This window comes from Catenulispora rubra, from assembly GCF_015356825.1.
GTDB classification, from domain to species: Bacteria; Actinomycetota; Actinomycetes; order Streptomycetales; family Catenulisporaceae; genus Catenulispora; species Catenulispora rubra.
Genome location: NZ_JAACYW010000012.1, coordinates 17000 through 31500 on the forward strand (window position 1 = coordinate 17000; position 14501 = coordinate 31500).

Below are 14501 nucleotides of genomic sequence, written 5' to 3' on the forward strand. Positions count from 1 at the left end.
CGTTGTCCAGTCGCACGCCTAGCCCATCAAGCTCCAAGCCGTGTCCACCAAAGCCGCGGCCTGCTGCGGCGAGTGCATCAGGTCACCGCCGCCGCCGAAGCGCAGGCGGACGGTCAGGTGGGCGGAGGTGCGCTCGCAAGTGATGGCACTGCTGTCGCCCGGCTGTTCCTGCTGTCCGGCGGGGACGGGGATGTACGCGACGAGGCAGCTGACGTGGCCGAACGTGTCGACCTCCTGGTTCGGCTTGGCCATGCCGATCGACGCTGCGTCCACGTAGGGCAGGAACGGCGTGGGGCTCTGCGCCCGGACCGCCTCCAGCACGACGAAGTTCTCGAGACCCGCGTCAGAGTACTGCTGCACCACGGTCGCCGCGCCGCCGTACGCGGCCGAGAGGTTCTCGGCGCTGATCGGGTCCGAGGCCTGGATGCGCTTGGCGGTCGCCGGGTCGGTCTTGGGGTTCTGCACCGTGGGGACATACACGCCGATGGATGCCGGTGCCTTCAGAGAGCCGCTCTCCGCGCCGAAGGCCTTTCCGGAACCGGACATCGCCCACGGGATGCCTACCCCCAAGGCGCCGACCACCACACCGATGACGCCGCCGACGGCCAGGGAGCGAGACGAGAGCCCAGGCTTGGAGGACGGCCCAGACGGCCCAGACGGCTCCGGCGGATCCACCGGATTCGGGACAGTCGGGTCGGCCATGAAAGTCCTCCGTCGAGTCGTCTAACAGTGCACCGCTACGCGCACCTGAATCCATCAAACCCCTGAATCGCGATCCAACGCCGCGAACTCCGCCGACCAATCCGGCGATACATCGCCCGCATCATAGATCTCGAACGTCTTCCCCACCGCATCCGCTGACGCAAGCGCCGAGACGGCCGCCGCTGCCACCGAAGCCCGGCTGATCCGCCCGTCCCCCGCGTCCCCCTGCTCCAACCGCACCCCGCCGGCAGGCCCCGACGTCAGCCACGCCGGCCGCACGATCGTGTACGCCGCCCCGCTGGCCCGCAGCGCCTCCTCACCGCGCCCCCGAGCGATGATGATCCCTGACATATCCGGATGCTCGGCAGCCCGCGTGATGTAGATCTGCGACACCAGCACCACCCGCGCCCCACTCCGGGCGGCGGCCTCGCCGACCGCCGCCACACCGCGGTGCATCACCGCCTCCGCGCCCCGCTCGTCCGTCGGCGGCTCCACCGAGATCACCACTCCGTCGTACCCGTCGAGCAGCCCCGCGTCGAAGCCGGTCGCCAGGTCCACCACAGCGGTGTCGGCGCCGGCGACGTCGCGCGGACGCCGCCCCGCGACCGTCACCCGCGCACCGCGCTCCAGCAGCAGCGACGTCACGAGCGAACCGGTCCGGCCCGAACCGCCGAGCACCAAGTACCTGCCATCAACCACAGAATCACGAACTGTCATGCGGCCATTCTCCGATCAACGGCCCGACTACGGCTGTTCGGCCACCTCCGGATACGCCGCCGAGTCGCCGTCCGTCAACGACGACGGCTTCCCCTTCAGGATCTCGTCGAAGAACCCTGCGACGTAGTCACGAGTGATCTGAATGCTGCGGAAGCCATCCAGGGTCTGCCCCGGAACCGGCATCCCCGCCTCCTCGGCCAGCGCCGCGATGTCGGTGAACGACGCGTGCGCCTCCCCCGACACCGCGAACCACCGCTTGTACCCGGTCAGATCGGCCCAGGTGGCGCCCCAGGTGGGGTCGAGGTACGGCGCGTCCCCCTCGACATGGTCGCTCTGCTTGCCGAACACCATGAACGCCCGGTCGCCGAGCGCGCCGGCCGGCACCGCGGGCAGGAAGGTGCCGTCCAGGTTCACGCCGGCCTTGATCCGCGGATCGGCCTCCATCGCCGCAGCGGCAGCGGCCCCACCGGCCGAGTGCCCGGCCATGCCGATGCTGTGCTTGTCTATCAGGTGGCTGAGATCCCAGACGTGATCCCGGGTCAGCTGGTCGACGACGAACTTCACGTCCACGCCACGGCTGGCGACCAACTGCTCGTCGCTGGCCGGATCGGCCCCGTTCTGGTTGCACCACAAGCACGGCGCGATGCTGCCGTCCGCCAACTGCTCGCCGCTGTCCTCGTACGGATGCCCGACCAGCGCCACGACGTAGCCGCGGCTGGCCAGGTCAGTCGCCACCGAGGTCAGAGTCGCACGCGGATTCTCCAACCCGGGCGACAGCACGATCAGCGGGAACTTGCCGTGCGCAGCCGAGGCGCCGGCGAAAGCGTGGGTCTGCAACGCCTCAACAGCATCGGCAGTGATGCCGAAGCCCGGCGGCACCCGCAGAGCCACGAAGTTCTGCGCCTCGCCGGCGCTCATATAAGGCGCGGGCCGGCCGGTGCCCTGGCGAGCAGGGTAGAACATTGAGACAGTCAGCTGGCGATAGCCGGCCGAGGGGTTCCACGGGTCGAGGCGGCTGGTGTCGGTCAGGTGCAGAACGTCCTCACCGACCGCGTAGCGACCGGTCGGCGCGGGCAACGCGAATTGCGCGATGGATGCGGCAGACGCGTCAGATGCGACGGAGACAGACGCGGAAACCGAGGACGATCGCGGAGCCGAAGCCGAAGCCGAAGCGGCACCGGACCCGACGAAAGTGATAGCGGAGACAGACAGGGCAACGATCGCGGAGGCCGCCAGACGGCGCCGGTTGATTTCCATGGCTCGACGTTATGAGCCGCGCCCCTCATCGTGGATCAGTCCACGGATGGTACTTCGCCGCAGCTCATCCCGCAGATCCAGGGGGCCTCATCCCGCAGGATGAAGCCCCTGTCGTGAGCGACGCCGACCCGCACGTCAGCCGACGACGGCCAGCGCGTCGATCTCCACCAGCATCGACGCCTTCGGCAGCTCGACGAAGATGGTCGTCCGGCTCGGCTTCACACCGTCCGCACCGAGGTTCGCCTCGATGAACTCCGCGTACGCCTCGTTCATCAGCGCGAAGTGGTCGCGCGTCGTGAGGTAGACGCGGAACATCACGATGTCGTCGACCGTGCCGCCGCCGGCCTCGACGATCGCCTTCACGTTCTCCAGCGTCCGCGTGGTCTGCGCCTTCACGTCCCCGGGCGCCACGTACTCACCGGTCGCCGGGTCCTCCCCGCCCTGCCCGGACACCTGCAGGATGGGGCCCTTTCGCACGCCCTGGGAGAACACCGGCATCGGGGCCGGGGCACCGTCGGTACGGATCTCGGTCTTGGAGGAGGTCATCAGAGGGCTCACTTTCTTTGGGTGATTTCAAGGAGGCACGAACAAATCGGATCGGAACTCACGGCGCACCGGCGTCAGCCGATATGGCGCGCGTGGTATCCAGCAGCTGCGGCAACAGTTCCAGCACCTGCTCGTACGGAAGCACGACGTCCGGCACCGAGATCGACACCGCGGCCACGGCCCGCCCGGACGCGTCCCGCACCGGCGCCCCGACGCAGTTGATGAACGTCTCGTGCTCGGCGTGATCCTGCGCCCAGCCCTGCGCGGCCACCGTGTCGAGCTCGGCGAGCAGCTGCGGCGCGGAGGTGATGGTGTTCGGCGTGTGCGGTACGAACTCGATCCCGGCCACCACCCGCCGCCGCTCCGCCACCGGCAGATCCGCGAGCAGCACCTTCGCCACCGCCGTGTTGTGCAGCCCGGCCCGCAGCCCGACGCGCGAGTACATGCGCACCTTGTGCCGCGAGTCGTACTTGTCGATGTAGACGACCTCGCCGCCCTCGTACGCGGCCAGGTGCACGGTCTGCCCGGTCGCGGCGTTCAGCGCGGCCAGATGCGGAGCCGCGATCCGGCGGACGCCGCGCTGCTCCATGGCCAGGTTGGCCAGCGCGAACAGGCCGGCCCCGAGGTGGTAGCGGTAGTCGGCGTCGCGGTAGACGAACCGGTCCTCCTCCAGCGACTGGAGCAGCCGCAGCACGGTGGTCTTGTGCACGCCGACCACCTCGGCCAGCTGGTCGAGCGAGCGCTCGCCGTCGCCGAGCTCGGCGAGCAGGCGCAGGGCGCGGGTGACGGTCTGGCTCATGGCACCCTCACTTTCTCGCGGACGACGCCGACTGCGCGACCCGGCGCGACCGGGACTGCGGTGAACGGCTGATGGCGGATCACGGACGCACGGTCTCCGGTCCGCCGACCGCGATGCCGTCGACGACGATGCCGCCGGCCGAAACCCGCGTCGCACGCCACTCCTCGGCCGAAGCGTCCAGCAGCGCGGCGATCGTCGCCGCCGACCACTGACCGTCGTGCTCAGAAAGGTCGCCCCTGTCAGCACGATCGCCACGATCAGCACGGTCAGCACGGTCAGCACCAGCGAGCCGGCTCAGGTCGCCCAACTCCCCCACATCCCCGTGCGCCACCAACGCCGAAGCAGCGGCCAGATGCCCGAGCCGCAAGCGCCGCCGCTGATCGAAGCCGTGCAGCGTGCCGGCCAGGTAACCGGCGGCGAAAGCATCCCCGGCACCGGTCGGCTCGACCACGTCCACCGTCAGCGCCGGCTCGGACACCGCGCCGTCGACTGTAAGCGCGGTGACCACCCGCTCGGCATCCTTCACCACGATCGTCGACGGCCCCGGGAACAGAGCCCTGAGTTCCGCCGGAACGCCAGTCCCGAAAGCGATCTCGGCCTCGTCGGCGCCAAGCAAGGCTATGTCAGCCGCGTTCACGAACTCCCGCAGCACCTCCGCGTCGCGGTCCCGCCACAGCACCGGCCGCCAGTTGAGATCGAAGCTGATCAGCCGCTGGCCACGCGGCGCGTCCAACAACGCGCGCACCATCGCCAGGCACGTCTCCGACAACGCCGGCGTGATGCCGGTGAGGTGCACCAGCCTTGCGCCGTCGACCAAACCCGCGACCGCAGGCTCGCTCAACATCGCCGGCGACATCGCCGAGGCGGCGGAACCCGCGCGGTAGTAATGCAGCCTGCTGCGACCCGCGCCGAGGTCCCCGCCGCGGTCGGAACCGCCGGTCTCCTTCAGGTACAGCCCCGTCGGACGCAGGGGATCGACCACCACTCCCGACGTGTCCACCCCGCGCCGCGCCACTTCGCCCACCAGACGGCGTCCGAACCCGTCGTCCCCGACGCGGCTCACCCAGGCGCTCGGCACGCCCAGCGCACGCAGCGCGCACGCCACGTTCGACTCCGCCCCGCCGGCCGACACCGCGAACGACTGGACCCCGTCCAGCGGCCCGGGCACGTCCGGCAGCAGCACCGCCATCGACTCGCCGACACACACCGCCCACGGCGTCACCATGCGGCCTCCCCAGCCATCCGTCGGTCCCGTCCTCGCGTCTTCGTGGGCCCGCCACGAGTACCGCAGCGTTGACCGTTCTTCACCTCGAATGCTAGAACCGAAGCACAGCATATGCAACGAGCGTTGCAGATAGCGCAACGTACCAGGCAGCGGAGGTGTCACATGGTCCACCAGACGTTCGGCAGCCGCACCGCGTCCACCGGCATCGACCGGGCGGCGGTCGCCGCGCTCGCCGAGGAGCACCTGGACTGGCGCTTCAAAGCGCTGCCGCCCCAGGCCTGGGGCCGGACCGCGCACGCCTGGCTCGCCTCGGCCCCGCACCTGTCCGACCTCGGCACTCCGCTCCTCACTCTCGACGCCGACGCGCTGGACCACAACCTGCTCACCATGGCCGCCTGGTGCCGCGAAGCCGGCGTCACCCTCGCGCCGCACGGCAAGACCACGATGGCCCCGGAGCTGTGGCAGGCCCAGTTGGACGCCGGCGCGGTCGCCATCACGCTCGCCAACCTCCCGCAGCTGCACGTCGCCCGGGCTTTCGGCGTCCAGCGCGTCATGCTGGCCAACGCCCTGCTCGACCCGGCCGGCCTGGCGTGGATCGCGGCAGAGTTGGCCGCCGATCCGGACTTCGCGTTCGTCTCGTGGGTCGACTCCGTGGAGTCCGTGACCCAGATGGACGCCGCCCTGCGCGCCGCAGGCGTCGGCCGCGGCGCCGATCCCGAGACGGACCGGCCGGTCGAAGTCCTCGTCGAGCTCGGCGGCACCGGCGGCCGGACCGGAGCACGCACCCTCGCAGAGGCCGAAGACATCGCGAACGCGGTCCGGGCGGCACCGACGCTGAGGCTCGCGGGCATCGCAGGGTACGAAGGCAGCCTGGCTCATGACGCCTCATCCGAGAGCCTCAAGGTAGTCCGCAGCTACCTCCGCAACCTCGCCGAGCTGCACCTTCGCATCTCCGCGGCCTACGAGACGGAGCATCCCGTCATCACCGCGGGTGGCAGCGCCTACTTCGACGACGTCGCCGAGATCCTGAAGCCGGCGGCGATTGAATCAGGGGCCGAAGTCGTCCTGCGCTCAGGCGCGTACGTCATCCACGACGACGGGCACTACCGGACCATCTCGCCGTTCTCTCGCGATGCGGCGAAGACCCCCTTCCGAGCAGCGATGCACGGCTGGGCCCGCGTCGTCTCCCACCCCGAGCCGCAGCTCTCCCTGCTGGACGCGGGCAAACGCGACTTCCCCTTCGACGAGGGCCTGCCGGAACCACCCGTCGGCACCGTCACCGCCCTGAACGACCAGCACACATTCCTGCGCGACGCCGGCGACACGGCCCCGGTCGGCGCCGTCGTCCGCTTCGGTCTCTCGCATCCGTGCACGGCGTTCGACAAGTGGACGCTCATCCCCGTCCTCGACGACGCCGACAGCGCCGACCCGCTGATCGTCGATCTGGTGAGGACGTTCTTCTGATGGCCGACCTGGTCCTCCGTGGCGCCACTGTCATCGACGGCACCGGATCCGACCGCTACCGCGCCGATGTCACCGTCACGAACGGTGTGATCGCCGCCGTGGACGGCGCGCCGGGGCAGCCGACCGCCGCGCGCATCATCGACGCCGACGGCCTCGTCCTGGCCCCCGGCTTCATCGACATGCACGCGCACTCCGACCTGCGCACCCTCGTCGAACGCGACCACCCCTCACGCGTCACCCAGGGCGTCACCTGCGAAGTCCTCGGCCAGGACGGCCTGTCCTACGCCCCGGTCGACGACACCACGCTGCCGGCCCTGCGCCGCCAGATCGCCGGCTGGAACGGCGACCCCGACGGCTTCGACTGGAGCTGGCGCACCGTCGGCGAATACCTCGACCGACTGGATCAGGGTATTGCGGTCAACGCCTGCTACCTGGTCCCCCACGGCTCGGTCCGCATGCTCGCGATGGGCTGGGACAACCGCGAGCCGAATCGCGCCGAGCTGAACCGCATGCGCGAAGTGGTCGCGCAGGGCATGCGCGAAGGCGCCGTCGGCATGTCCAGCGGACTGTCCTACACGCCGGGCATGTACGCGGCCACCGACGAGCTGGTCGAACTCTGCGAAGTCGTCGCCTCGTACGGCGGCTACCACTCCCCGCACCAGCGGTCCTACGGCGCCGGCGCCCTCGACGGCTACGCCGAGATGATCGATATCTCGCGTCGCTCCGGCTGCCCGCTGCACCTCGCGCACGCCACCATGAACTTCGGCGTCAACGCCGGCCGGGCCGCCGAGCTCCTGGAGCTGGTCGACGCCGGCCTGTCAGAGGGCTGCGACATCAGCCTCGACACCTACCCCTACCTGCCGGGCTCCACGACCCTGGCCGCGCTGCTGCCGAGCTGGTCGGCCGAGGGCGGCCCGGACGCGACGCTGGCCCGGCTCGCGGATCCGGCGTCCCTGGAGCGGATCCGGCGCGACGTCGAGGAGAACGGCAGCGACGGCAACCACGGCATGGTCGTCGACTGGCAGACCATCCAGATCTCCGGCGTCCAGGATCCGAGCCTGTCCGACGCGGTCGGCCGGACCATCGCCGAGATCGCCGCCGCACGCGCCGTGACCGGCAGCGAAGCGTTCTTCGACCTGCTGCGCGGCGACCGCCTGGGGACCACGATCCTGCACCACGTCGGCAACGAGGAGAACGTCCGCGCCATCATGCGGCACCGCGCGCACACCGTCGGCAGCGACGGCCTGCTCGTCGGCGCACGTCCGCATCCTCGCGCCTGGGGCACGTTCCCGCGCTATCTCGGCCACTACAGCCGGGATCTCAAGGTCCTGACGCTGGAGGAGACGGTCGCCCGGATGACCGGCCGACCGGCCCGGCGGCTGCGCCTGGACCGGCGCGGCCTGGTCCGGGTCGGCCACCACGCCGATCTGGTGCTGTTCGACCCGCGGACCGTCACCGACGCCGCGACCTTCGAACAGCCCCGCCAGGTCGCCGAGGGCATCGTCGAAGTGCTGGTCAACGGCGTTTCGGTACTGACAGACGGCACGCCCACCGGGGCCCTCCCGGGCCGGGCGCTGCGACGGACAGAGCAGGGGGTATCAGCCTTATGACTTTCGATCTGCATCTATTTCCAGATCTTCCGCATCCCGACTTCCGCGCGGCACTGGCCGCCGAACCGGTGATAGCCGTGGTGCGTGCACCTTCGATCCCTGATTCGGCGGCGCTGTGCGCGGCGCTGGCCGCCGGCGGCATCACCTGCACCGAGCTCACGTTCAGCACCCCCGACGTGGTGCCGCACCTGCGGGCCGCCGTCGCCGCCGGGCACCGTATCGGCGCCGGGACCGTGATGAACGCGCAGCAGGCTAGGGACGCGATCGACGCCGGGGTCTCGTTCCTCGTCACGCCCGGGCTGCGGCCCGAGGTCGCCGAGGCAGCGCACGAGGCGGGCGTCCCGGTAGTGCTGGGAGCGCTGACGCCGACCGAAGTCGCGCAGGCGATGGACCTCGGCACCGCGGCCGTGAAGATCTTCCCCGCCAAGGCTTTCGGTCCCGGCTACTTCAAGGACCTCAACGGCCCCTACCCGGGACTGCCGCTGGTCGCCTCCGGCGGCGTCAACGCCGGCAACGCCGCGGACTTCCTGGCGCAGGGAGCACTCGCGGTGTGTGCGGGCACTGATGTGGTGCCGCCGGACGTCGTGGCGGCCGGAGACTGGCCCGAGATCACGCGGCGTGCCCGAGCCTTCATGGCGGCGCTCAAGCCGTCAGTCTGAGACTCACCAGCAAGCGCACGGGCTGGACGGGACGGCTCCGGTCGTCCCACTGGTCCCGCCGGTCCCGCTGATCCCGCTGATCCCGCTGATCCCGCTGATCCCGCTGGTCACAGTAGCCACAGTGGTGGCCGGGGACCGGAGCTGACTCTTCATCTGTCCCCGCCGCAGGTGAAGCGGCAGCTCCGGCCCACCAGCAAATCATGCTGAGAATTGAGTGAAACGCCAAGAGTTGTTGCCGATCGGTTATCAACTTTTGCGCGGCGATGACCGATTCGTGATGCTACCGCCACGTACCGCACAGTTGATCATTCGCTCCCGCAGTCCCGGCCGCCCTGCTTCAATAGCGCCATGACGCCCCGCGAGACTCCCGTGCCGCCCGCAGTTGCCGCCCTGCCGCACGACCCGCGCGGCTACCCCATCCCCGCGATCACTCCGCGTGACGCCGAGGGCAACCCGACCTTCGCGATCACCGGCGCGGCCCGCACGCTGATCTGCGCGATCGAGCGCCGCTGCTCGATCTGCGGGACGCCGATGGCCGCCGGGCCGGTCTACCGCGTCATCGCGGCGGCCGAGACCGAGGCGCTGACCGCGGCGCACGAGGCCGGCCGGACCGCGGCCAACAAGGCGCCGTCCCCGGAGCCGCCGGGGCACCGCGCCTGCATGCTCTTCGCCGCCTTCACCTGCCCCTTCCTGGCACGGCCCAACGCGCGCCGGGGCCAGGACGCGGACGTGATGGGCTCGGCGCTGACGCGCGGCACGGCGCGGGGCAGTTCGGCCGAGTCGGGGACCGAGATCGGCGGCGCGGTCGCGGGTTTCGCAGACTACGAATTCCGGTACACGCCGGGCGCCAATCAGGTGGCGTTCGTCTTCAGCAGTCTGACCGAGCTCCGAACGCATCAGCTGGGCGCGGACCAGATTCCCGAGCTCATCAGTGCACTGACTGACGCCGAACCCGCGGTGGGCACGTGCCCGCCGTATCTGCTCGACGACGAGGAGGCCGCGGCGGCGTATGCCAGCGCTCTGCTGGAGGAGGCGATGGCGCGGAGCCGGAGATCCGGCGTTACCGAAGCGTGATTTCCGGCGGCAAACCCCGGGGGCGATGGGACGTCTAAAGGGCGACATCGTTTCGGGGAAAGGACCTCGTCGTGAGCCGCTCTTCTTCGCGCCGCCTGCTCGTGAGTGCCGTTGCCGCGACTTCGGTCGCGCTGCTGGCTTCGGCCTGCGGCACCTCGACGCAACACCCGAAGGTCGCGCCGGTCGCCGCGGGGGCGACCCGCACGGCCTCGACGCCGTCGGTTTCGCAGCCTTCGACGTCCGCCGCGCCGTCGGCTTCGTCCTCGCAGAGTTCGGCCGGCTCGGCGCCCGGGTCGGCGCCCGGGTCGGCACCCGGGTCGGCACCGTCCGGGGCGGGTCCGCAGTACGCCGTGGGCACGCCGCTCATCTCCGACGGCTCCGCGACGGTGAACATCGGCGGGGCGCAGGTGCGGTTCCCGACGACGGTGTCCGAGGCGTCCTGGTCGCCGGACGGCAGCCGGATCGCGTTCGTCGACGGCTCGGGGAACGTGGCCACCGCGCGGCCGGACGGCAGCGACGTGGTCGTGCTGGTGCAGCCGGGTCAGGGCTCGAAGTTGTCCGCGCCGTCGTGGCAGGGCGGGACCGTGCTGTACACGGAGCTGAGCGCGGCGGGCACGCACGCCGTGCGGCAGGCGTCGGTCGCGGGGCAGCACGACCACAACAGCCACGAGCTGTACCTGCTGGGCCCCGGCAGCCCGCACGACGTGGTGGACACCTTGAACCCGGTCAGCGTCGAGAACCAGACGCTGTCCGGGACCTCGTCGGAGCTGGTCTTCCAGTCGCACGACGCCAACGGCCCGGACCTGTGGATCCACTGGCTGGACAGCAACGCGCGCGGCGGCGCCGACCCCGCCACGCCTATGGGCCCGGGCAGCTGGCCAGCGTTGAGCCCGAGCGAGGAGCTGGCGTTCGTGGGGAGCAACGGCGGGATCGAGGTCATCCCTGCGCACACGCCGTTCAAGGACGCCGCGACCACGCGGGAGGCGACGAAGGTCGCGGACGCCAGCGGCGCCACGCACCTGGCGTGGACGCCGGACGGCGCGTCGGTCGCCTACTCGACGCCGAGCGGCATCATGGAAGTGGCGGTCGACAAGCCCGGTGCGGCCCCGACTCAGTTGTCTGCGAAGCCGGGCGTCGTGTCCTTCCTGCCGAAGTCCGCGGACCGGCTCATCACGCTGGCCGGGAACGCGCCGAACGACCTGATCGGCGCGTCGATCGTGGTCTCGCGGCACCGCTGGGAGACGCAGACCGGCACCACACCGGCCCCGGCCGGCGGCGGCCCGCACGGCCCGTTCGCCATGTCGGTGACGATCGTCGCGGCCGACGACCCGACGACCGCGCAGAAGGAGCTCGGGTGGGCCGGGCTGTACGGCCCGACGCTGCTCACCACCGGCGACAGCCTCGACCCGCGCCTGGTCGCCGAGGTCAAGCGGGTGCTGGGCAGCCCGAACACGCGCGACCCCTTCGACGGCATGGACACCGTCAACCTGGTCGGCGCACCCGGCGCGATCCCGGCCGGCACCGACGCGGCCTTCACCAAGCTCGGTTACAAGGTGGCCCACGTCGCCGGGGCCCCGAAGACGAACCCCGCCGACGCCGCGGCAGCCGCGCACCCGACGATCGCCGTCGTCGACCCCTCCGACACCGCGGCGCTGGCCGAGGCACAGGCCGAGGGCGCGCACGTGCTGCGGCTGAGCGGCGGCAAGCTCTCGTCCGCCGACACGGCCTACCTGACCGGCCTGGACGCGAACTACGCGGTCGCCACCCCGCAGATCGTGGCCTTCGGCAACCAGGCCTTCGCCGCCGCGACGGCGCTGACGTACCACCGCCTCCCGGTCCCGACCGAGGCCCTGGGCACCACCCACGCGGACTGGCTCGCAGCCACCGCCATGGGCACCGCGACCAACACCCTGACCGTGGTCACCGCCACCAACCCGACCGACCTCCTGCTCGCCAACCTCAGCACCCCGCAACAGGGCTACTTCGAGTACACCTCGTCGACCGTGACAATCGACCCCGCCCAAGGCATCTCACCGCCCCTCAAGGCCCTCCTGGAGGCACGCTCCGCGGACATCGCCGAACTGGACGTCGTGGACACCACAGGCAAGCTCGCCACCGGAGTCCTGGACCAGCTCGGAACCCTGATCAGCGGCCCCCTCGGCTTCCAGACGCAGGCGAACCAGACCGCTGACGCGCTGGCGCAGAGCCAGCCGGTGCTGCGCGGGTGGTCGCGGTAGCGCTGGGGGCTGGGAAATGACGGAACTGACGGAATCGACGAAGCCCCGGCACACAAGACCGCGTGCCGGGGCCCTTGCTCCTAGTGCTGACCATCTGGTCGCGCGCCACTGCCAACGCCGGATCACGCTCCAGCATGGTCAGTGATCCGCATTCGGCCACGTGGTGAGGGTCGGTTCGCTCTGGAACCTGACCGGCTCGTCCTGCCCTCTCCACCAAACGAGGTAGAACGTTCCCCGCTCCGAGAGCTGCCAGCGATCAAGCACCTTCCAAGAGGTCCCGCGAAGGCATTCGGTACCGGGCTCGATCTGGCTCAGCAGTTTAGGAACGCTGCCCGGGAAGCCGGTCACGCCTCCACCATCCTCGGGTCGGCAAGCTCGATGTACTTGGCCGGCGCGCTCCACTCGAACCCCTGAGCATCCCGGATATAGCCCTGAGTAGAGCCGGCGGAGTACGCCTTGAGAACGCCTTTCCTGCCGGTACGGGAGTCCATGACCAAGGTGTTCGTGAGGATCACCGTGGACCCTCTCTCAGAGGCTTGCCGCTCGTCCATGTATAAGACGGTAGAGAGAGCGTGAGCTGCGGCTCAATGAACTTGCTCGAACTTGCTGTACCTCATCCGAGTGAGGTGATGGCAGAGGCGATCAGCGACCGGCAGTCGGCTCCGTACACGGCAAGAGAAGCCAGCTCAACGAAGGTACGCTCGTAAAGCTCTATCTCCCGGGGCTGCGTCACCGTGATCTCGGCAGTAAGGATCTCGACGATCACCCGCTCCGAGTCGAAGATCCAGAAGCCCTCAGTCGAGTACATCTCTCGACGAGCGTTCGTGGGGATCACCCCGAGGCTCAGTCGCGGGGAAGTCGAGACCTTCAAGAGATGGCCGTATTGGGCAGCCATCACATCATCGTCCGCGACCCTTGACCGCAATCCCGACTCTTCGAGAAGGAACGCAAAGGTGTGGCTGTCCCTGTAGAGCACGCCCTGGCGGCTCATCCGAGCCGCTACAGCTTCCTCGGTATCGTCGGGGATTCCCAGGTAGGAGATGCCCTTGCGGATCATGGCTCTCGCGTATTCGGCGGTCTGAAGCAGACCGGGAACGACGGACGCCTCGTAGACGCGGAAGTGCTTCGTCCGCTCGTACAGCGGAACTGCCGACTCCTGCGCAGCACGAAGCCCGTTCTTCGCCCGCTGGCGCCACTCGACGTACATCTCCTCGACGTTGTGCGCCGTGGCGATCAGATCAGGGATCTGTCCGGGCACGCCACAGATCGTGGCCCAGGTTCGCAGGTCCTCGTCGGTCGGGAAGTACACAGCGTTCTGGAGCTTGCTGACCTTGGTCTCACCCCAACCGGCACGGGAGGCGAGTTCCCGTGCCGAAAGGTTCGCGTCGGTTCTGATGGTCTTCAGCCGCCGGCCGAGTGCTCGCCTGGCCTCGTTGGCGCTGGAAGAAGGAGATACGGACATCAAGGTCTACGCAGCGGGTGTGTAGCCCTCGTGGGGGACGGCGCGGGACCACACCGCCTCGAAAGCGTCCGCACACAGCTTGACCGACGACGGATCGGGATCGATCTCCGTCCCGATCCAATCGCCGTCCCCAGAGAAGTGGTTCACCAGGAGCGTCTTCCCGTCGAACAACCAGAAGTCATTCCCGGGGAGGGCGAGGTTCGTCGTCAGGCGTCGTGGGAGCCACCGGACCTCTTCACCGGCAGCGATGTTGTGTCCGGCCGTCACAGCGTGCTCAAACCGGAGGTAGTCGCTCAGCGGTTCGGAGACGATACGCGCTCGTCGGACGCTCACGCCCCGGTCCACGGTCTCTCGCACGAGAGCCCGCCAATCCTGGCTCTCGGCATCGTCCACGACACGTCCGTCTTCAAGCCACGCGAGGAATGACGGATCATCCAGCATGTAGCCGTCACGCATCTCCAGATGGACGGCCGACTCACGCGTGGCTGCGAACAGCTCAGCGAACGTCGTCTCCGACGCCACCCTTCACCTCCGGGAAGAACTGCATCATCCGTGCCGGGAACTCGATCACGGTCTCGTGCTCGGGGATGGACATCTGAGCCAGCCTCGCGGCGTCCGACACCTTCCAGCCCTGAAGGACATAGTTCCCGGTCTCGTCGTCGTAGTAGACCGTCGGAGAGCCGCCGTTTTTGCTGTCAGGGTCCTTGCCGAGCATATGCAGTGCCATGGTGCCCTCCGTTGCGGTGGCT

General features: G+C 69.6%; 15 protein-coding genes. 5 read left to right on the forward strand and 10 right to left on the reverse strand.

What is annotated here, in order from left to right; genetic code table 11:
* Positions 1-18 precede the first annotated feature (18 nt).
* The 6 genes from GWK61_RS05805 to GWK61_RS05830 all read right to left on the reverse strand — a co-directional run bounded on the left by GWK61_RS05805 (position 19) and on the right by GWK61_RS05830 (position 5246).
* Positions 19-702, reverse strand: coding sequence for a hypothetical protein (locus GWK61_RS05805; protein WP_194905759.1), 684 nt, complete (start codon positions 700-702; stop codon positions 19-21).
* Between the two features lie 54 nt (positions 703-756).
* On the reverse strand, positions 757-1419 hold the full coding sequence (locus GWK61_RS05810; protein WP_194905761.1) for an SDR family oxidoreductase: 663 nt from the start codon (positions 1417-1419) through the stop codon (positions 757-759).
* A 27-nt stretch (positions 1420-1446) separates the two neighbouring features.
* Complete coding sequence (locus GWK61_RS05815; RefSeq protein WP_228561812.1) at positions 1447-2496, reverse strand: alpha/beta hydrolase; 1050 nt, start codon at positions 2494-2496, stop codon at positions 1447-1449.
* A 315-nt stretch (positions 2497-2811) separates the two neighbouring features.
* Positions 2812-3222 (reverse strand): RidA family protein, encoded by a 411-nt coding sequence (locus GWK61_RS05820; protein ID WP_194905764.1) that lies wholly within the window; start codon positions 3220-3222, stop codon positions 2812-2814.
* 58 nt (positions 3223-3280) lie between these two features.
* Positions 3281-4021, reverse strand: a complete 741-nt coding sequence (locus GWK61_RS05825; RefSeq protein ID WP_194905766.1) for an IclR family transcriptional regulator — start codon at positions 4019-4021, stop codon at positions 3281-3283.
* Positions 4022-4100: 79 nt separating this feature from the next.
* Positions 4101-5246, reverse strand: coding sequence for a sugar kinase (locus tag GWK61_RS05830; RefSeq protein WP_194905768.1), 1146 nt, complete (start codon positions 5244-5246; stop codon positions 4101-4103).
* 162 nt (positions 5247-5408) lie between these two features.
* Here GWK61_RS05830 and GWK61_RS05835 point away from each other — a divergent pair, with 162 nt between their 5' ends.
* From GWK61_RS05835 to GWK61_RS05855, 5 genes are all read left to right on the forward strand, one after another.
* Positions 5409-6710 (forward strand): alanine racemase, encoded by a 1302-nt coding sequence (locus tag GWK61_RS05835; RefSeq protein ID WP_194905770.1) that lies wholly within the window; start codon positions 5409-5411, stop codon positions 6708-6710.
* Positions 6710-8320 (forward strand): N-acyl-D-amino-acid deacylase family protein, encoded by a 1611-nt coding sequence (locus GWK61_RS05840; RefSeq protein ID WP_194905772.1) that lies wholly within the window; start codon positions 6710-6712, stop codon positions 8318-8320. Before GWK61_RS05835 ends, GWK61_RS05840 begins: the two co-directional genes overlap by 1 nt.
* Positions 8317-8979 (forward strand): bifunctional 4-hydroxy-2-oxoglutarate aldolase/2-dehydro-3-deoxy-phosphogluconate aldolase, encoded by a 663-nt coding sequence (locus GWK61_RS05845; protein ID WP_194905775.1) that lies wholly within the window; start codon positions 8317-8319, stop codon positions 8977-8979. Before GWK61_RS05840 ends, GWK61_RS05845 begins: the two co-directional genes overlap by 4 nt.
* Positions 8980-9327: 348 nt before the next feature.
* Entirely contained in the window at positions 9328-10053 is a 726-nt protein-coding gene (locus tag GWK61_RS05850; RefSeq protein ID WP_194905777.1) for a hypothetical protein, read from the forward strand.
* A 71-nt stretch (positions 10054-10124) separates the two neighbouring features.
* Positions 10125-12290: a TolB-like translocation protein gene (locus tag GWK61_RS05855; RefSeq protein WP_194905778.1), complete on the forward strand. Its 2166-nt coding sequence runs from the start codon at positions 10125-10127 to the stop codon at positions 12288-12290.
* A 344-nt stretch (positions 12291-12634) separates the two neighbouring features.
* Here the strand turns inward: GWK61_RS05855 and GWK61_RS05860 are convergent, their stop codons facing one another.
* From GWK61_RS05860 to GWK61_RS05875, 4 genes are all read right to left on the reverse strand, one after another.
* Positions 12635-12841, reverse strand: coding sequence for a hypothetical protein (locus GWK61_RS05860; protein WP_194905780.1), 207 nt, complete (start codon positions 12839-12841; stop codon positions 12635-12637).
* Positions 12842-12903: 62 nt separating this feature from the next.
* On the reverse strand, positions 12904-13752 hold the full coding sequence (locus GWK61_RS05865) for a helix-turn-helix domain-containing protein (RefSeq protein WP_194905782.1): 849 nt from the start codon (positions 13750-13752) through the stop codon (positions 12904-12906).
* Positions 13753-13758: 6 nt separating this feature from the next.
* A complete protein-coding gene (locus GWK61_RS05870; RefSeq protein WP_194905785.1) occupies positions 13759-14274 on the reverse strand; it encodes a DUF6879 family protein in 516 nt (171 codons plus the stop codon).
* The gene (locus GWK61_RS05875) at positions 14249-14479 is read right to left on the reverse strand and encodes a hypothetical protein (protein ID WP_194905786.1); all 231 of its coding nucleotides are present in this window, start codon (positions 14477-14479) and stop codon (positions 14249-14251) included. The genes GWK61_RS05870 and GWK61_RS05875 overlap by 26 nt, the downstream gene beginning before the upstream one ends.
* Between the last annotated feature and the right edge of the window lie 22 nt (positions 14480-14501).

What these genes read in the sequence shown, in the direction of transcription:
- GWK61_RS05860 (WP_194905780.1), bottom strand. Translation starts at nt 12,841, where the DNA reads ATGGACGAGCGGCAAGCCTCTGAGAGAGGGTCCACGGTGATCCTCACG.
- GWK61_RS05850 (WP_194905777.1), top strand. Translation starts at nt 9,328, where the DNA reads ATGACGCCCCGCGAGACTCCCGTGCCGCCCGCAGTTGCCGCCCTGCCG.
- GWK61_RS05835 (WP_194905770.1), top strand. Translation starts at nt 5,409, where the DNA reads ATGGTCCACCAGACGTTCGGCAGCCGCACCGCGTCCACCGGCATCGAC.
- GWK61_RS05805 (WP_194905759.1), bottom strand. Translation starts at nt 702, where the DNA reads ATGGCCGACCCGACTGTCCCGAATCCGGTGGATCCGCCGGAGCCGTCT.
- GWK61_RS05810 (WP_194905761.1), bottom strand. Translation starts at nt 1,419, where the DNA reads ATGACAGTTCGTGATTCTGTGGTTGATGGCAGGTACTTGGTGCTCGGC.
- GWK61_RS05865 (WP_194905782.1), bottom strand. Translation starts at nt 13,752, where the DNA reads ATGTCCGTATCTCCTTCTTCCAGCGCCAACGAGGCCAGGCGAGCACTC.
- GWK61_RS05820 (WP_194905764.1), bottom strand. Translation starts at nt 3,222, where the DNA reads ATGACCTCCTCCAAGACCGAGATCCGTACCGACGGTGCCCCGGCCCCG.
- GWK61_RS05840 (WP_194905772.1), top strand. Translation starts at nt 6,710, where the DNA reads ATGGCCGACCTGGTCCTCCGTGGCGCCACTGTCATCGACGGCACCGGA.
- GWK61_RS05830 (WP_194905768.1), bottom strand. Translation starts at nt 5,246, where the DNA reads ATGGTGACGCCGTGGGCGGTGTGTGTCGGCGAGTCGATGGCGGTGCTG.
- GWK61_RS05875 (WP_194905786.1), bottom strand. Translation starts at nt 14,479, where the DNA reads ATGGCACTGCATATGCTCGGCAAGGACCCTGACAGCAAAAACGGCGGC.
- GWK61_RS05845 (WP_194905775.1), top strand. Translation starts at nt 8,317, where the DNA reads ATGACTTTCGATCTGCATCTATTTCCAGATCTTCCGCATCCCGACTTC.
- GWK61_RS05825 (WP_194905766.1), bottom strand. Translation starts at nt 4,021, where the DNA reads ATGAGCCAGACCGTCACCCGCGCCCTGCGCCTGCTCGCCGAGCTCGGC.